This is a genomic window from Nesterenkonia sp. K-15-9-6, from assembly GCF_052656005.1.
Genome location: NZ_JBQYEY010000035.1, coordinates 1 through 16,630 on the forward strand (window position 1 = coordinate 1; position 16,630 = coordinate 16,630).

The 16,630-nt window shown below is 70.5% G+C and carries 14 protein-coding genes and 1 tRNA gene; 5 read left to right on the top strand and 10 right to left on the bottom strand.

The features are described from left to right. Positions 1-157 precede the first annotated feature (157 nt). The 9 genes from SD455_RS15470 to SD455_RS15510 form a co-directional block, all read right to left on the bottom strand. Positions 158-231, bottom strand: a tRNA-Pro gene (locus SD455_RS15470). Between the two features lie 83 nt (positions 232-314). Beyond that, positions 315-1,859, bottom strand: a complete 1,545-nt coding sequence (gene der, locus SD455_RS15475) for a ribosome biogenesis GTPase Der (protein ID WP_070160790.1) — start codon at positions 1,857-1,859, stop codon at positions 315-317. 108 nt (positions 1,860-1,967) lie between these two features. After that, positions 1,968-2,684 (bottom strand): (d)CMP kinase, encoded by a 717-nt coding sequence (gene cmk, locus SD455_RS15480; protein WP_445508638.1) that lies wholly within the window; start codon positions 2,682-2,684, stop codon positions 1,968-1,970. Beyond that, complete coding sequence (locus SD455_RS15485) at positions 2,681-3,841, bottom strand: prephenate dehydrogenase (RefSeq protein ID WP_445508639.1); 1,161 nt, start codon at positions 3,839-3,841, stop codon at positions 2,681-2,683. Before SD455_RS15485 ends, cmk begins: the two co-directional genes overlap by 4 nt. After that, positions 3,838-4,884 (bottom strand): pseudouridine synthase, encoded by a 1,047-nt coding sequence (locus SD455_RS15490; protein WP_445508640.1) that lies wholly within the window; start codon positions 4,882-4,884, stop codon positions 3,838-3,840. The genes SD455_RS15485 and SD455_RS15490 overlap by 4 nt, the downstream gene beginning before the upstream one ends. Positions 4,885-4,928: 44 nt before the next feature. Further along, complete coding sequence (gene scpB / locus SD455_RS15495; RefSeq protein WP_083277581.1) at positions 4,929-5,585, bottom strand: SMC-Scp complex subunit ScpB; 657 nt, start codon at positions 5,583-5,585, stop codon at positions 4,929-4,931. Beyond that, positions 5,578-6,558 carry a segregation and condensation protein A gene (locus SD455_RS15500; protein WP_311024909.1) on the bottom strand — a complete coding sequence of 327 codons (981 nt, stop codon included), beginning with the start codon at positions 6,556-6,558 and terminating at the stop codon, positions 5,578-5,580. The genes scpB and SD455_RS15500 overlap by 8 nt, the downstream gene beginning before the upstream one ends. Positions 6,559-6,575: 17 nt before the next feature. Next, positions 6,576-7,463, bottom strand: a complete 888-nt coding sequence (locus SD455_RS15505) for a ParA family protein (protein WP_311024910.1) — start codon at positions 7,461-7,463, stop codon at positions 6,576-6,578. A 177-nt stretch (positions 7,464-7,640) separates the two neighbouring features. Beyond that, positions 7,641-9,563, bottom strand: coding sequence for an acetate--CoA ligase (locus tag SD455_RS15510; protein ID WP_445508641.1), 1,923 nt, complete (start codon positions 9,561-9,563; stop codon positions 7,641-7,643). A 182-nt stretch (positions 9,564-9,745) separates the two neighbouring features. Here SD455_RS15510 and SD455_RS15515 point away from each other — a divergent pair, with 182 nt between their 5' ends. Genes SD455_RS15515 through SD455_RS15530 form a run of 4 tightly spaced genes read left to right on the top strand, consistent with a single transcriptional unit; the run spans position 9,746 to position 14,078 of the window. Next, positions 9,746-10,420 carry a GntR family transcriptional regulator gene (locus SD455_RS15515; RefSeq protein ID WP_070160797.1) on the top strand — a complete coding sequence of 225 codons (675 nt, stop codon included), beginning with the start codon at positions 9,746-9,748 and terminating at the stop codon, positions 10,418-10,420. A 30-nt stretch (positions 10,421-10,450) separates the two neighbouring features. After that, positions 10,451-11,968 (top strand): MmgE/PrpD family protein, encoded by a 1,518-nt coding sequence (locus SD455_RS15520; RefSeq protein WP_085437714.1) that lies wholly within the window; start codon positions 10,451-10,453, stop codon positions 11,966-11,968. 1 nt (position 11,969) lies between these two features. After that, complete coding sequence (gene prpB, locus SD455_RS15525) at positions 11,970-12,896, top strand: methylisocitrate lyase (RefSeq protein WP_311024914.1); 927 nt, start codon at positions 11,970-11,972, stop codon at positions 12,894-12,896. A 33-nt stretch (positions 12,897-12,929) separates the two neighbouring features. Beyond that, on the top strand, positions 12,930-14,078 hold the full coding sequence (locus SD455_RS15530) for a bifunctional 2-methylcitrate synthase/citrate synthase (RefSeq protein ID WP_070160798.1): 1,149 nt from the start codon (positions 12,930-12,932) through the stop codon (positions 14,076-14,078). A gap of 75 nt (positions 14,079-14,153) precedes the next feature. On the opposite strand, the gene hutH is transcribed toward SD455_RS15530, so the two are convergent. Beyond that, positions 14,154-15,761, bottom strand: a complete 1,608-nt coding sequence (gene hutH, locus SD455_RS15535; RefSeq protein WP_445508642.1) for a histidine ammonia-lyase — start codon at positions 15,759-15,761, stop codon at positions 14,154-14,156. 111 nt (positions 15,762-15,872) lie between these two features. On the opposite strand from hutH, the gene SD455_RS15540 reads away from it, so the two are divergent. Next, the gene (locus SD455_RS15540) at positions 15,873-16,568 is read left to right on the top strand and encodes an IclR family transcriptional regulator (protein WP_070160800.1); all 696 of its coding nucleotides are present in this window, start codon (positions 15,873-15,875) and stop codon (positions 16,566-16,568) included. Positions 16,569-16,630: the final 62 nt, after the last annotated feature.

Here is a 16,630-nt window from a genome sequence, read left to right on the forward strand (position 1 = left end):
GCCTCTGGACCCGCAAAGGCTGGGCCGGAAGGGGATGACACGCCCGGGCCATACACACATTCTGGCCAATAACCCCCATTCTTGCAGAGGATCGGCTTCGCAGCTGGACGCACGAGAGCCCCGGCGAGGTGGTCCTCGCCGGGGCTCTCGTGATCGGTCGGGATGACAGGATTTGAACCTGCGACCCCACGACCCCCAGTCGTGTGCGCTACCAAACTGCGCCACATCCCGATTCGTCGTGGCCGTTCCAGCCACCAGAAGAGTCTACAACAACTCAGGGCCGGATGCCGCATCGGCAGCGGGTGTCTCGGCCCTCACTTCTTCTTGCGCCGCTTCTCCCGCACGCGCATGGAGATCTCGATCGGGGTGCCCGTGAAGTCGAAGGTCTCCCGCAACCGACGCATGATGAACCGCCGGTATCCGGGGTCCAGGAAGCCGGTGGTGAACAGCACGAACTTCGGCGGCCGGCTCGAGGGCTGGGTGCCGAAGAGGATGCGCGGCTGCTTGCCGCCGCGCACCGGATGCGGGTGGGCCGCCACGAGCTCACCGAGGAAGGCGTTGAGCCGCCCGGTGGGGATCCGCTGCCCCCAGTTCGTCAGCGACGTCTCCAGCGCCGGCGCCAGTCTGTCCTTGTGCCAGCCCGTCTGCGCCGAGACGTTGACCCGCGGAGCCCAGGAGACATGCCCCAGATCCCGCTGGATCTCCCGCTCCAGGTAATACCGACGCTCGTCGTCGAGCAGGTCCCACTTGTTGTAGGCGATCACCAGCGCCCGGCCGGAGTCCACCGCCAGCTGCACGATGCGCACGTCCTGCTCAGAGATCGGTTCGTCCACCGCCAGGAGCACGACGGCGACCTCCGCCTTGTCCAGGGCGCGCTGGGTGCGCAGCATCGCATAGTACTCCGAGCCCTGCGCCATGTGCTGACGACGTCGGATGCCCGCCGTGTCCACAAATCGCCAGGTCTCGCCGCCCAGCTCCACCAGCTCGTCCACGGGGTCTCGGGTGGTGCCGGCGACGTCGTCGACGACCACACGCTCGGATCCGGCGAGCTTGTTCAGCAGGGAGGACTTCCCCACATTCGGCCGCCCCACCAGTGCCACACGGCGCGGCCCGCCCAGCGGCACCAGTCCCCCGTGCTGGGCGGTGTCCGGCAGAGCCTTCACCGCGGCGTCGAGCAGGTCACCGGTGCCGGTGCCGTGCAGCGCCGAGACCGGGTACGGCTCGCCCAGACCCAGGTTCCACAGGGCGTAGACCTCGGCCATCTGGGCCTCGGAGTCCACCTTGTTGGCGGCCAGCAGGACGGGCTTCTTCTTGCGGCGCAGCATCCGCACCACGGCCTCGTCCACCGCCGTGGCACCCACCAGTCCGTCGACGACGAAGAGCACGGCGTCCGCCTCGTCCACGGCGACCTCCGCCTGGTCGGCCACCTGCCGGTGGATCCCCCGGGCGTCCTGCTCCCAGCCGCCGGTGTCCACGATCGTGAAGTCCTTGCCGTTCCATTCGGCGTCGTAGGAGACCCGGTCCCGGGTCACCCCGGGAACATCCTCTACGACAGCCTGCTTGGAGCGGATGATTCTGTTCACCAGGGTGGACTTGCCCACGTTCGGGCGCCCCACGATCGCCAGCACCGGGGGCGCGGGCACGAAGGGCATCGCCTCCTCGCCGAAGTCCGCATCGCTGAGCAGCGCCGAGTCCTCGTCGTCGAGCTCGTAGTCCTGCAGGCCCGCGCGCAGCGCAGCGGCCCGGGCCTCCGCCTCCTCGTCGGTGATCGCGGCGAGCCGCTCGGCCAGGCGGTCGTCCTCGACAGCGGGAGCAAACTCCTCGGCGCCCTGGAGGGTCTCGTCATCGTGTCGGGCCATTGCTGCTCCTGGTGGTGGGGGTTCCGCCGGGGCGGAGTTCTCTGATGAATGTGTGCGGCACGGGGCCACATCGGACGGGCGTCGGGTCGACGCCGGCGGGGCGAGAGGTCAGCGGACCGACTTCACACGGGAGACCAGGGCCTCCACGGTCTCCTCGAAGGTCAGGTCCGAGGAGTCGAGCACGGCGACGCCGTCGGCGGCCTCGGTGAAGTTCACCGCCGTGGAGTCCCGGGCATCCCGGGCGAGCACCTGACGCTGCAGCGCCTCGGCGGACTGGCCCCCGCCCATCTGCAGCCCTCGGCGCGCCAGCCGGACCTCCGCGGAGGCGGTCAGCAGCACCCGCACCTGAGCGTCCGGGGCCACCACGGTGGTGATGTCCCGGCCTTCGGCCACGACGAATCCCGCCTGATCGATGATCCGGCGCTGGGCGGCCACCAGCAGGGCTCGGGCCGCCCGGTTGGTGGAGATCTCCGAGACGCTCTCGGAGATCCGCGCCTCCCGGATGCTCTGCGTGACGTCGCACTGACCCACTGTGACGGTCTGATGGTCCGGGTCGGTGGAGATCGTCAGCGGCAGCTCCTCCACAGCGACGGCGACGGCGGCTTCGTCGTCGAGGTCCACGCCGCGGTCCAGGCAGTACCAGGTGGCCGCCCGGTACATGGCGCCGGTGTCCAGGTAGGCCGCCCCCAGGTGCCGGGCGGCGGCCCGACACACGCTGGACTTGCCGGATCCGGAGGGGCCGTCCACCGCGATGATGAGACGCCGCCCCTGCGCGTGAGGATCTGATGCACCGGTGACGGTGCGATCGGCCGCGCCTGCCGTCATGACTGGACCACCTTCCATCCGAAGTGGGTGAGCGCCTCGGCCAGCTCATCACGGCGGCCGGGCAGCACGGACAGCTCCACCATACCCACCTGATGGCCGGCGGAGTGGTCCATGCGCATGTCTTCCACATTGACCCCGACCTTCGCCACATCGTTGAGCACCGCGGCGATCTGACCTGGACGGTCGTCGACGATGACGATGAGTCGGGCGAACGACTGCGGAGGCGCCCCGTGCTTGCCGGGCACCCGGGCCCGCCCCGAGTTGCCCTCGGAGATCAGCTGGGCGATGTCCGCCTGGCCGCCCGGGGCACGGGGGTCCTCGAGCGTGCGGATCAGACGCGCGACGTCGTCGCGCAGCCCGTGCAGGATCTCCACCACCGGGGCGGCGTTGGAGGAGAGGATCTGCACCCACAGATTCGGGTCCGAGGCGGCGATCCGCGTCACGTCCCGCAGACCGTTGCCCGCCAGTGCCAGCGCCGAGGTGGGAGCATCCTGCAGCCGGGAGGCCACCAGGGAGGCCGCGATCTGCGGCAGATGCGAGATCAGGGCGACCGAGTCGTCATGTTCCTGCGGGTCCATGTAGTGGACGGTCGCGCCGCAGCGGCGGGCGACCTCCTCCGCCCAGGCCACGGCCGCCTGCGTGGGCACCTGCTCCCCGGTCGCCGGATCCTGGGCCGGAGTGATGACCCACGGCATCGAGGTGAACAGCTCGCCACGAGCCGCCACAGGACCGGACTGCTCGCGTCCGGCCATCGGATGGGTGCCCACATAGCGGGTCAGGTCAACCGGTGTCACCTCGTGGGCACGGCCGTCGGCCAGCTCGCGCAGCGCGCGCAGGATCTCAGCCTTCACGGAGGCGACGTCGAGGACCACGGCCTGCGGAAACTCCACCAGAGCGTCGGCGACCTCCTCGGCGACGACCTCGGGCGGAGCCGCGATCACCACGATCTCGGGGTCGGGATCCCCGACCTCTCGGATGGACCCGGCCCCGATGTCCCGAGCGATCGCCTCGGCGGTGCCGGACGGGTCGGAGAGCTGCACCTCGTGCCCATCTGCGCGCAGGCCGATGCCGATGCTGGCACCGAGCAGGCCGGTGCCGCGGATCAGCACGCGCGGGGTCTCCCGACCGGCGTCGGGTGTCGTGCTCAGGGGGTTCACCGATGTCCTCCTCGCCCGCGATGGCCGGCACCACGGTGCGTCCGGCTCGTCGGGGCCTGCTGCGTCGTCGAGTCCTGCTGATCCTGCGTGCCTTTCGACGTCCCCTGCCCGGAGGGCGGCGGCGCGCTGGTCAGGTCCATCAGATGCCCCAGCTCCCGGGCACCCAGGTCCCGCACCGTGCCCTGGGGCTGGTCGCCGATGGTGATCTCCCCGATGGCGGTGCGCACCAGGCGCGTCACCGGGTGTCCCACCTGTTCGAAGATGCGGCGGACGATCCGGTTCCGCCCGGAGTGCAGCGTGACCTCCACCATGCTGCGCCCCTGGGCGCTGGCGATCTCCCGGAACGCGTCCACCGCGATGGGACCATCTTCGAGCGCGATCCCCTCGGTGAGGGTGCGTCCCAGCGAGCGGGGCACCTTGCCCCGGACCTCCACGAGGTACGTCTTGGGGACCTCGTAGGAGGGGTGGGTCAGCCGATGGGCAAGCTCGCCGTCGTTGGTGAGCAGCAGCAGCCCTTCGGTCTCCCGGTCCAGGCGTCCCACATGCACCAGCCGCGCCGCCTTCATGGAGGCGTCGAGGTGGTCTTCGATGCAGGGCCTTCCCTGGGGGTCGGTCATGGTGGTCACCACACCGGCAGGTTTGTTGAACATCACATAGCGATGCGTCACATCGAGGCTGAGGCGCACTCCGTCCACGTGGATGGTGGCCTTCTCCGGCAGCACCCGCACACCCGGCTCGACGACGACCCGCCCGTCGACCTCCACACGCCCTTCGGCGATGAGGTCCTCACACACGCGACGAGAGGCGACGCCGGCCTGCGCGAGCACCTTCTGCAGGCGCACACCGTCAGGGTCATGCACCGCAGCGAAGTTCTCCTCCGCCTCGCTCAGGCGCGGCTTGGCGCGCCGGGGCTCCGAGGAGATGAGCCGCTGGGGATCCTCACCGGCGAAGGGCCCGCCGGACTCCCCCGCCCGGGGTGTGCGAGGGGCCCGCGCCGCGCGCGGCTCTCTGGGCGCCCGACGGCGCTTCCCGGAAGAAGTCATGGGCTCCATTCTACGGGCGTGCGCAAACCGGGACGCCCGGCGGTTCAGCCGTCCTCGGCAAGCTCTTCGGCCGCCTCCACACCCGGCAGATGGGGAGACAGCTGAGGCAGCTCTTCCAGGGTGTCCACCCCCAGCTTCTCCAGAAACATGCGCGTGGTGGTGTACAGGGTCGCGCCGGTGACCGGGTCGGTGCCGGCCGTGTCGATCAGGCCCCGGTGGACCAACGTGCGCACCACCCCGTCGACATTGACGCCGCGGATGGCGGCCACCTGCGAGCGCGCCACCGGCTGCCGGTAGGCGATGATCGCCAGGGTCTCCAACGCGGCCTGGGAGAGCCGAGCGGTCTGCCCGCCCAGCACGAAGGCCGAGACCTGGTCCGCGTAGTCCATCCGGGAGTAGTAGCGCCAGCCGCCGGCGACCTCGCGCAGCTCGTAACCCCGACGCCGTCCTCCCTCGTGCCCGTCAGCCTCGGCCCGCAGTTCGTCGAGCAGCCCCACGACCTGGTGTTCGGGGATCTTCACGGCGGCCGCCAGCTCGGCCGGTGTCACCGGCTCCTCCGTGACCATGAGCACCGCCTCCACTGCGGCCAAGAAGTCCTCATGGGCGACGAGCTGAGCGTCGGTGGAGGACTCCAGCGCAGGGTCAGCCTCCCGGACCCCAGGCGCCGTTCCCGGCTCGCTGTGCTGCTCCGGGTCAGCCATCGTGGTGCTCCTCGTCCGTCGGTCTCATGTCCTCATCCCCGGGGCCCGGGCTCTCCGCGGCGCCGTCCGCCGCGTCGTCCCACTCTGCCGCAGCCCGCTGGGCGGCCTCGGTCTCACCCTGCGCCGAGCCGGACCAGGTCACGCTCAGCTCCCCCAGCGGAGAGTCCTGGCTCAGCTCCACGTCGCGGTCCCGGAAGAGCTCCAGCAGTCCCAGGAAGCGCACGACGACGACCAGCCGATTCTCGGCGTCGCGCACCAGCTCAGAGAAGCTCAGCGTGCCGCCCTGCCGCAGCATGCCGGTCATGGTCGCCATCTCATCGCGCACGTTCACCGCGTGGGCGTGGAGATGCTCGAGTCGGACGTCGTCGGGCTCCATGGCGGGCCGGGCGAAGACCTTTTCGGCGATGGCGCGCAGATCCTCCGGCGTGGTGCGCCAGACCAGCTCGGGAAGCAGCCCCGCCAGCTGGGGATCCGTGCCGGGGTGGCGCGGGTGTCGGTCGGCGTTCTCATCGAGCGTGGCCCGCACGTGGGAGGCGATCTCCTTGAACGCCCGGTACTGCAGCAGGCGCGCGAAGAGCAGGTCGCGGGCCTCCAGGGCGGCGATGTCCTCCTCCGACTCCACCTCTCCGCTGGGCAGGAGCTGGGCGGCCTTGAGGTCCAGCAGCGTGGCGGCGATCAGGATGAAGTGGGAGGACTCGTCCAGCGCCTGGGGGCTGAAGGTCCCCTCGGCGGCGCCGGCATCGGCGGAGAGCTTCCGCACATAGGCCACGAACTCGTCGGTCACGGCGGCCAGGGCCACCGTGGTGACGTCCATCTGCCGTTTGGCGATGAGCCCGAGCAGCAGGTCGAAGGGGCCGTCGAAGTTCTCCAGCGAGACGGTGAACCCGCTGGTGCCCTCGAGCTCTGCCGCGCTCTCGACATCCATGCTCGTGACGCCGGACCGGGCGTCCGGCTGCGGGCTGGTCTCGCTCACCGGCTGCTCCGCAGAGGTCAGGGCGCGCCGCCGCGGACCACGAGCTCCCGGGCCAGCTGGCGGTAGGCCTTGGCGCCCTCATGTTTATGGGCGTAGGAGGTGATGGGTTCGGCGGCGACCGTGGCGTCGGGGAACTTGACCGTGCGCTTGATGACCGTCTCGAAGACCTTGTCCCCGAAGGCCTCCACGATCCGGGAGATGACCTCCCGGCTGTGCAGGGTGCGGGTGTCCACCATGGTGGCCAGCACGCCGTCGATCTCCAGGTCCGGGTTGAGCCGGTCCTGGACCTTCTCGATGGTGTCCACCAGCAGTGCCACGGCGCGCAGCGCGAAGAACTCGGCCACCAGCGGGATGATGACCCCGTGCGCGGCGGTCAGGGCGTTGACGGTCAGCAGCCCCAGGGACGGCTGGCAGTCGATGATGATGACGTCGTAGTCGTCCCGCACCTGGCGCAGGGCCCGTTCGAGGACCTGCTCGCGGGCGACTTCGTTGACCAGTTGGACCTCCGCGGCGGAGAGGTCGATGTTGGCCGGCAGCAGGTCCACTCCGGGCACGTGGGTGGTGAGGATGGCGTCCCGTGCGGTGACCTCACGCTCCATGATCACGTTGTACACGGAGGTCTCCAGCTCGTGCGGGCTCGTGCCGAGACCGGCGGAGAGGGCGCCCTGCGGGTCGAAGTCGACCATGAGCACCCGACGCCCGTACTCGGCGAGCGCGGCGCCCAGGTTGATCGCCGAAGTGGTCTTGCCGACCCCGCCCTTCTGGTTCACCATCGCGATGGTGCGGGCCGGCCCGGTGCCCTCGAGAGGACTCGGGACGGGGAACTCATGCTTGGGACGGCCGGTGGGGCCGATGATCGCCTCACCGTGGATGGTGAAGAGCTCGGTCGGCTGGTCGTTGCTCACTGACTCCCTCGCTTCTCCGTCACGCCGTCGTCTGGTCGGTCGCACCGTCGGGGCCCTGTCCGGGGGCGTGGTCGGCTCGACAACCCGACCAGACTACCCCTGCGGCGGCGTCGACCACACGCCGACTGTTCATCCCGAGATTGAAGGACGACCCTCACCGGCTCCGCGAGCCATGCCTCACCGACTGCGACGCAGCACCGGGACGAGCTCGTCGAGCACCGCCCGGTCCTCGATCGTGGAGGGCACCTGAGGCTCCTCGCCGTCGGCGATCTGCCGCATCGTTCTGCGCAGGATCTTCCCGGAGCGGGTCTTCGGCAGCCCGGGCACCACGGCGACGTCCTTGAAGTCGGCCACCGGCCCGATGGTCCGCCGCACCAGGTCGGTCAGCTCCTCGCGCAGGAGCTCCGGGTCCCGCTCGTACCCGGTCTTGAGCACCACATAGCCGGCGGCCCGCTGGCCCTTGAGATCGTCGGCCACACCGATGACGGCGCATTCGGCCACCGCAGGGTGCGAGGCGACGGCGGCCTCGATCGCCCCGGTGGAGAGACGGTGACCGGCCACATTGATGACATCGTCGGTCCGGCCCATGACGAACAGGTAGCCGTCCTCGTCGAGGCAGCCGGAGTCCCCCGTGGCGTAGAAGCCGGGGAAGGCCGACAGGTAGGAGTCGATGTAGCGCTGGTCGTCCCCCCACAGGGTGGGCAGCGTGCCCGGAGGCATCGGCAGACGCAGGGCGATGTTGCCCTCCTCCCCCGGTGGCAGCTCCTGCCCGTCAGCGCCGAGGATGACGACGTCGTAGCCCGCCATGGGCAGGGTCGCCGAGCCCTCTTTGATCGGCAGGGGCTCGATGCCGACGGGGTTCGCCGCGATGGGCCATCCCGTCTCGGTCTGCCACCAGTTGTCGATCACCGGGACTCCGAGGGCCTCTCCGATCCACCGCTGCGTGTCCGGATCGAGCCGCTCGCCGGCGGCGAAGAGGTGCTGCAGCGAGGAGATGTCATGGGCGCCCACCAGAGCTGCCTCCGGGTCCGCCTTGCGGATGGCGCGCAGCGCCGTCGGTGCGGTGAACAGCGCGGAGATCCGGTGCTCCTCCACCATCCGCCAGAAGGCCCCGGCGTCGGGCGTCCCCACCGGCTTGCCCTCGTAGAGCACCGTGGTGGCGCCGACCAGCAGAGGACCGTAGACGATGTAGGAGTGCCCCACCACCCACCCGACGTCGGAGGCGGTCAGCATGGTCTGCCCGGGGCCGACGTCGAAGACAGCGGACATGGACCAGCTCAGCGCCACCGCCGTGCCGCCCTGATCCCGGACCACCCCCTTGGGGCGTCCCGTCGTCCCGGAGGTGTAGAGGATGTACAGCGGGTCGGTGGCGGCCACGGGAACAGGTCCCGCCGAGGTCGCCTGGGCCGAGAGCCGCTCCCAGTCCTGCCAGCGGGCGGTCGAGTCCCCCGCGACGTCCGCCATGCTGTGGGAGAACCCGTCCCGGTGCTGGACGACGACCTCACGGACCGGATGCTGCGCCAGGCTGATCGCCTCCGCCACAGTGGGCAGGTACTCCACCCGCCGGGACGGCTCGATCCCGCCGCTGGCGGTGAGCACGACGTCGGCGGAGGAGTCGTCGATGCGGGACGCCAGCTCCTGAGCTGCGAACCCGCCGAAGACCACCGAATGGACTGCCCCGAGCCGGGCGCAGGCGAGCATCGCGATGGGAGCCTGCGGGATCATCGGCAGATAGATGATCACCCGGTCTCCGGCACCGACGCCGAGACCGGCGAGCATCCCGGCGGCTCGGGCCACCTCCTCGGTGAGCTCCGCATAGGTGTAGCGGCGCACCGTGCCGGTGACCGCCGAATCGTGGATCAGGGCGACCTGGTCGCCGCGGCCCGCCTCCAGGTGGCGGTCCAGGCAGTTGCGGCTCAGATTGAGCCTGCCGTCGGGGAACCAGCGGTGGATCGGTGCCGCCGAATCGTCCAGAGCCTGGTCCGGCATCCGGTCCCAGTCGACACACCGGGCCGCGTGCAGCCAGAAGTCCTCGCGGTCGCGCAGCGATCGACGGTGGACATCCCGATAACCGCCCGGCACTGTGCGCTCAGCTCCCATGGTGCTCCTCCTGATCCATGATCCGTCATCTGCTCGATTCCCCGCCCGGCGCTGCGTGGCACCCTGCCAGACTATGACGCCGATCACATCTTGTGAAGGCCTGTGTATACACAAGTGCGCGGCATCGTCGAATCGACCGTGAATCATCGCCCTGAACCGCCATCTGTGTATACACTTCCGGTATGCGTGCCAGTGACCGTGCTTACCGACGCCTGCGCGAGGAGATCCTCGACGGCGCCCTCGCCCCGGGGACGGTCCTCGGCGAGGTCGAGCAGTCCGAGCGCCTCGGAGTCTCTCGCACCCCGGTGCGGGAGGCGCTGTCCCGGCTCACCGCCGACGGCCTGGCGGACCAGGCCCAGGGCCGGGGCACCGTGGTCAGCTCCGTCTCCCTGGGCGACGTCGATCTGCTCTTCGAACTGCGCCTGCCGCTGGAGATGCAGGCCGCTCGGCTGGCGGCCCAACGCGGCGACCCGGAGCGCTTCACCGCACTGGCCCGGCGGTTCGCCCAGGCCGAGGAGGCGCTGAGCTCCGCCGCCGGCGCCGTTCCCGAGGACCAGGAGGCGCGCTACTACGACCTCGCCGAGGAGCTCGACGACGCCGTCGCGGAGGCCGTGGACAACCCCTACCTCACGGGCATGCTGCGCAGTCTGCGCGTCCATCTCGTCCGAGTGCGTCGCCTGGCCCGGGACGAACCCGCCCGCCTGACCGAGTCCGCCCGCGAGCACCGGAGCGTGTGCAGCGCCATCGCCTCCGGCGACCCCGACACCGCCGGGGCCGCCATGCTCATCCACCTGCGGCGCAGCCTGGCCTACATCACCGGCCGGGCCGCGTCCCCCGCCGAGTCACCCCAGACCTGAGAATCACCCATCGGAGAGGAACGTCAGCCCATGATCACCCACAGCGTGCGCGTCTACCGCAGCGAGGAGAACCTGCCCCGCGAGGACCAGCTGGCCTGGAAGATCGCGCAGGTCGCCGTCGACCCGGTGTCCGTGGATCCGGAGGTCACCGACATGGTGATCAATCGCATCATCGACAACGCCTCGGTCGCGGTCGCCTCCCTGAACCGGGCCCCCATCGTCGCCGCCCGTTCCCAGGCCCTCGACCAGCCCGTCTCCGCCAACGGTGCAGGGGCCTCCGTCTTCGGCATCACGGAGCGGACCAGCCCCGAATGGGCGGCCTGGGCCAACGGCGTCGCCGTGCGTGAGCTGGACTATCACGACACGTTCCTGGCGGCCGACTATTCGCACCCGGGCGACAACATCCCGCCCATCCTGGCTGTGGCCCAGCACACGGGGCGCTCCGGCCCCGAGCTGATCCGCGGCATCGCCACCGGCTACGAGATCCAAGTCGACCTGGTCAAGGCCATCTGCCTGCACCAGCACAAGATCGACCACGTCGCCCACCTCGGCCCCTCCGCGGCCGCCGGCATCGGCACCCTGCTGCGCCTCGACGCCGAGACGATCTTCCAGGCCGTCGGCCAAGCTCTGCACACCACCACCGCCACGCGTCAGTCCCGCAAGGGCGAGATCTCCACCTGGAAGGCCCACGCCCCCGCCTTCGCCGGGAAGATGGCCGTCGAAGCCGTGGACCGGGCCATGCGCGGCCAGACCTCGCCGGTGCCGATCTACGAAGGCGAGGACGGCGTCATCGCCTGGATGCTGGACGGCCCGGAGGCCCGCTACGAGGTGCCGCTGCCCGCCACCGGCGAGGCCAAGCGCGCCATCCTCGACACCTACACGAAGGAACACTCGGCCGAGTACCAGGCCCAGGCCTGGATCGACCTGGCCCGGAAGCTGCACCAGCAGCACCCCGAGGCCACAGACCCGAACGCCGTCGAGTCCATCCTGATCCGCACCAGCCACCACACCCACTACGTGATCGGCTCGGGCGCCAACGACCCGCAGAAGTACGACCCCACCGCCTCCCGCGAGACGCTGGACCATTCGATCCCCTACATCTTCACCGTCGCGCTGCAGGACGGGGCCTGGCACCACGTGGACTCCTATGCCCCTGAGCGCGCAGGCCGTGAGGACACGGTGGCGCTCTGGCACAAGGTCACCACGGAGGAGGACCCGGAGTGGACCCGCCGCTACCACTCCCTGGACATCGCGGAGAAGGCCTTCGGCGGGTCCGTGGAGATCCGGCTGACCGACGGGCGCACCATCACCGATGAGATCGCCGTCGCCGACGCCCACCCGCTGGGCGCCCGCCCCTTCGCCCGGGAGCAGTACATCGACAAGTTCCGCACCCTGGCCGCGGGCGTCATCGCCGACGACGAGATCGAGCGCTTCCTGGACGTCGTCCAGCGACTCGAATCGCTGCCCGCCGGCGAGCTCCACCAGCTCAACCTCCAGGCCGCCGACGGAGTCATCGACCCCACCGACGCGCCGAAGGGGATCCTCTGAGATGCTGTACTCCACCACCACTGCGCAGCAGAAGCGCCGTGCCCTGCGCGAGATGCTCGCCCCGGGAGCGGCCCGGCAGTTCCCCGGCACCTTCACCCCTCTGTCGGCCCCGCTGATCGAGGAGAAGGGGTTCGACGGCGTCTACATCTCCGGGGCCGTGCTCGCCAACGAACTGGGCCTGCCCGACGTCGGGCTGACCACGCTCACCGACGTGGCCCACCGGGCCGGGCAGATCGCCCGCGCCACGAACCTGCCGGCCCTGGTCGATGCCGACACCGGCTTCGGCGAACCGATGAACGTCGCCCGCACCGTCCAGGAGCTCGAGGACGCCGGACTGGCCGGCTGCCACATCGAGGACCAGTTCAACCCGAAACGCTGCGGTCACCTGGACGGCAAGAACATGGTGGACCTGCAGACCGCGACCCGCCGGATCGCCGCCGCCGCCCAAGGACGTCGGGACGAGGACTTCCTCATCATGGCGCGCACCGACCTGCGCGCGGTCGAAGGGCTCGACGCCGCCATCGACCGTGCCAAGGCGCTGATCGACGCCGGAGCCGACGCCATCTTCCCCGAGGCGATGAAGGACCTCAGCGAATTCGAGGCCGTCTGCGCCGCCGTCGACGTCCCGGTGCTGGCCAACATGACCGAGTTCGGCAAGTCCGCGCTGTTCACCCGGCAGCAGCTCGCCGACGCCGGCGTGGCGATGATCATCTACCCGGTCACCTCGCTGCGCGCGGCGATGGGCGCGATCGAACGCACGCTGGACACCCTGGCCGCCCACGGCACCCAGGAGCCCGCCGTGGCGGAGATGATGACCCGCGCCCGGCTCTACGAGCTGGTCGACTACGAGGCGTACAACACCTTCGACACCGGCATCTTCAACTTCGAGGTGCCGGACGTACACTCCCCGAGCGGCACCGACCACTGAGCGGGACCCACCACTGACCTGAGGAGGTCACCGATGTCCGAGAACCACGACGCCGAGCAGATCCGCAAGGGACTGGCAGGCGTGGTCGCCGACCACACCGCCATCTCCAAGGTCAACCCGGAGACCAACTCGCTGCTCTACCGCGGCTACCCCGTCCAGCAGCTGGCCGCTCAGCTCTCCTTCGAGGAGGTGGCCCTGCTGCTGTGGACCGGTGAGCTGCCCACGGAAGCTGAACGGGACGAGTTCCTCGCCTTCGAACGTTCGCACCGCGCCCTGGACCCCCAGGTCAAGGCCGCCGTCGACCTGCTGCCCACCGACTGTCACCCGATGGACGTGGGCCGCACCGCGGTCTCCGTGCTGGGTGCGCGCCACCCGCAGGCCGAGGACTCCTCCCCCGAAGTGGAGCTGGCCAAGGCCAAGGCGCTCTTTGCGGCGTTCCCCGCAGTGGTCGCCTATGACCAGCGCCGCCGTCGGGGTCTGGCCGCCGTAGAGCCGCGTGACGACCTGGACTACTCCCAGAACTTCCTGTGGATGACCTTCGGACAGGAGCAGGCGCCCGAGGTGGTCGACGCGTTCCGGGTCTCGATGGTGCTCTATGCCGAGCACTCCTTCAACGCCTCCACCTTCACCGCCCGGGTGGTCACCTCCACCCTGGCGGACCTGCACTCGGCGGTCACCGCGGCGATCGGCGCCCTCAAGGGCCCCCTGCACGGGGGAGCCAACGAGGCCGTGATGCACACCTTCGAGGAGATCGGCATCGACACCGCCGAGACGCAGGCCGACGCCGCGGTGCGCGCGAAGGCCTGGATGGAGCAGGCGCTCGCCGAGAAGCGCAAGGTCATGGGCTTCGGCCACCGGGTGTACAAGAACGGCGACTCACGGGTCCCCACCATGAAGAAGGCCCTGGACGCCATGGTCGCGCACTACGGCCGCGGTGAGCTGATGGGCCTCTATGACGGGCTCGAGGCGGCGATGGACGAGGCCAAGGGCATCAAACCCAACCTCGACTACCCGGCGGGCCCCACCTACCACCTCATGGGCTTCGACACCGAGATGTTCACTCCGCTGTTCATCGCCTCCCGCATCACCGGCTGGACGGCCCACATCATGGAGCAGCGAGCCTCCAATGCGCTGATCCGCCCGCTGAGCGCCTACAACGGACCCGCTGAGCGGAGCCTGTGAGGCTCCGTTCAGCGGGTCGGTGAGACGAATGGGGCCGGCGGGCAGGCCAGGCAGGGACTGCCCCCGCTGCCCTGATCAGCGCAGCGGGGAGCCCAGGGCCTGGTCTGCGGCGGCCAGGATGTCGCCGTCGCGGACCAGGTCCACCACCTCATCGATCTCCGGGGCCAGGTACCGGTCGGTGTCCGGGCCGGCGACCCGGGAACGCACGGCCCGGCGCACCGCGGTGATCGCCGGGGCGGTGCGGGCCTGGTCCACTCCGCCGTCGCGCATGTCGAGGCCACGGGCCGCGGTGAGGATCTCCACCGCCAGCACCCGGATGATCCCGTCGACGGCGCGGCGCAGCTTCAGCCCGGCCGCCCAGCCCATCGAGACGTGGTCCTCCTGCATCGCCGAGCTGGGGATGGAGTCCGCCGAGGCGGGCACGGCGAGCCGCTTGAGCTCGGAGACGATGCCGGCCTGCGTGTACTGGGCGATCATGTGTCCCGAGTCCACACCGGGGTCATGGGCGAGGAAGGCGTTGAGGCCGTGACTGCGGGAGGAGTCCAGCATCCGGTCGGTGCGCCGCTCCGACATCGAGGCGCAGTCCGCCACGGCGATGGCCAGGAAGTCCAGGACGTACCCCACCGGGGCCCCGTGGAAGTTGCCGTTGGACTCCACACGGCCGTCCACCGTGACCACCGGGTTGTCGATCGCGGAGGCCAGCTCATAGCCCGCCACGGCTTCGGCGTGGGCGAGCGTGGAACGTACCGCGCCGTGGACCTGGGGCGCGCAGCGCAGCGAGTAGGCGTCCTGGACCCGGGTGTGACGGTGCTCGCCGCCTCGGGTCTCGGCGATGAGGTCCGAGTCCGCGAGCAGGCGCCGCAGGTTCGAGGCGGCGTCAGCCTGCCCGGGCTGTGGGCGCAGCGCGTGGAGGTCCTCGGCGAAGACGGAGTCGGTGCCGCGCAGCGCCTCGATGGTCATCGCCGTGGCGATGTCTGCGGTACACACCAGCCGCCGCAGATCGGCGGCGGCCATGAGCAGCATGCCCAGCATGCCGTCGGTGCCGTTGATCAGCGCCAGGCCCTCCTTCTCCTGCAGCTCGATCGGCTCGATTCCGGCCGCGGCGAGCGCCTCACCGGCCGGACGACGCACGCCGTCGGCGTCGAAGACCTCTCCCTCCCCCATCACGGCCAATGCGCAGTGCGACAGCGGCGCGAGGTCACCCGAGCAGCCCAGTGAGCCGTACTCGCCGACCACAGGAGTGATCCCGGCGTTGAGCAGCGCGGCATAGCGCCGAGCGACCTCCGGGCGGACGCCGGTGCGGCCGGTGGTCATGGTGGCCAGCCGGTTGAGCATCAGCGCACGGACGACCTCGCGGTCCACGGGCGCACCCGAGGAGGCGGCGTGGGAACGCACCAGGGAGCGCTGCAGCTGGCGGCGGCGCTCCGGCGGGATCTGCTTGACCGCGAGCGCGCCGAAGCCGGTGGAGACTCCGTAGTGCGGCAGCGGATCCTCGGCCAGCGTGTCGATCACCGCGCGGGAGAGCCTCATGGCCTCCTCGGCCTGCTCGCTGAGCGCCACCGGGGCACCGTGTCGGGCGACGGCCAGCACCTCTTCCTGCCGCAGCGGGCCCGAGCCCATGGTGACCGTCTGCTCAGCCGCGTGCTGCGCTCCGTCTGCTTGTGTCGTCGACGCTGACGTCATGATCCGAACCTCCAGGTGTTGCCATCTGATGAAAATCGCGTTTCAATAAGTGAAACGCACTCACGCCGTCTTGGCAAGGCCCACCACCCCGGGCCGGAGAAGGAGAGCATCGTGGCAGAACCGTCGACACGCACCGTCAGCCGCGCCCTGGACCTGCTCGCCGCCGTCTGCGACGCCGGCGACGTGTCCTTGGCGGACGCGGCTCGGCGCACCGAGCTCAACTCCTCCACCGCGCTGCGCCTGCTGCGCACCCTGGAGGGCGCCGGCTTCGTCCGCCGCGACGACGACGGCGTCTACCGCCCCGGACTGCGCATCGTCCAGCTCGGCGCCCAAGCGCTGAGTGCGGAATCCCTGGTCTCCCTGGCCGAGGCGCCGCTGCGTCGGCTCGTGGAGGCCACCGGCGAGTCCTGCTACCTGAGCGTGCCTCACCTGCAGGGCACCCGCGGCGAGCATGGGATCTACCTGGCCATGGAGGAGGGCACGCACTCCATCCGCCACACCTCCTGGGTCGGACGGACCGTCCCGCTGGAGGGTACGGCCGTCGGCGCCGCCCTGCGCGGCGACGTCCCTGACGCCGGACCGGAGGCCGGCTACGTCGTCGCCGGCGACGTCGTCGAATCCGACGTCACGGCGATCGCGGCCCCGGTCCGCGTGCCCGCCGCCGACCGGGAGGGCCGCATCGTGGCGGCCCTCTCCGTGGTCGCCCCCTCCTACCGGATGGATGAGACCACCGTGACCGCCTGCGGGCGGCTGCTGGCCGAGGAGGCCCGCAGCATCCTGCACGCCGTCGAGACCGCCGACTCCTGAGCCGTCCAGACCCGAGCCGCCCAGACCCGAGCAGCCCAGACCCGAACCACCGACCGCTGACA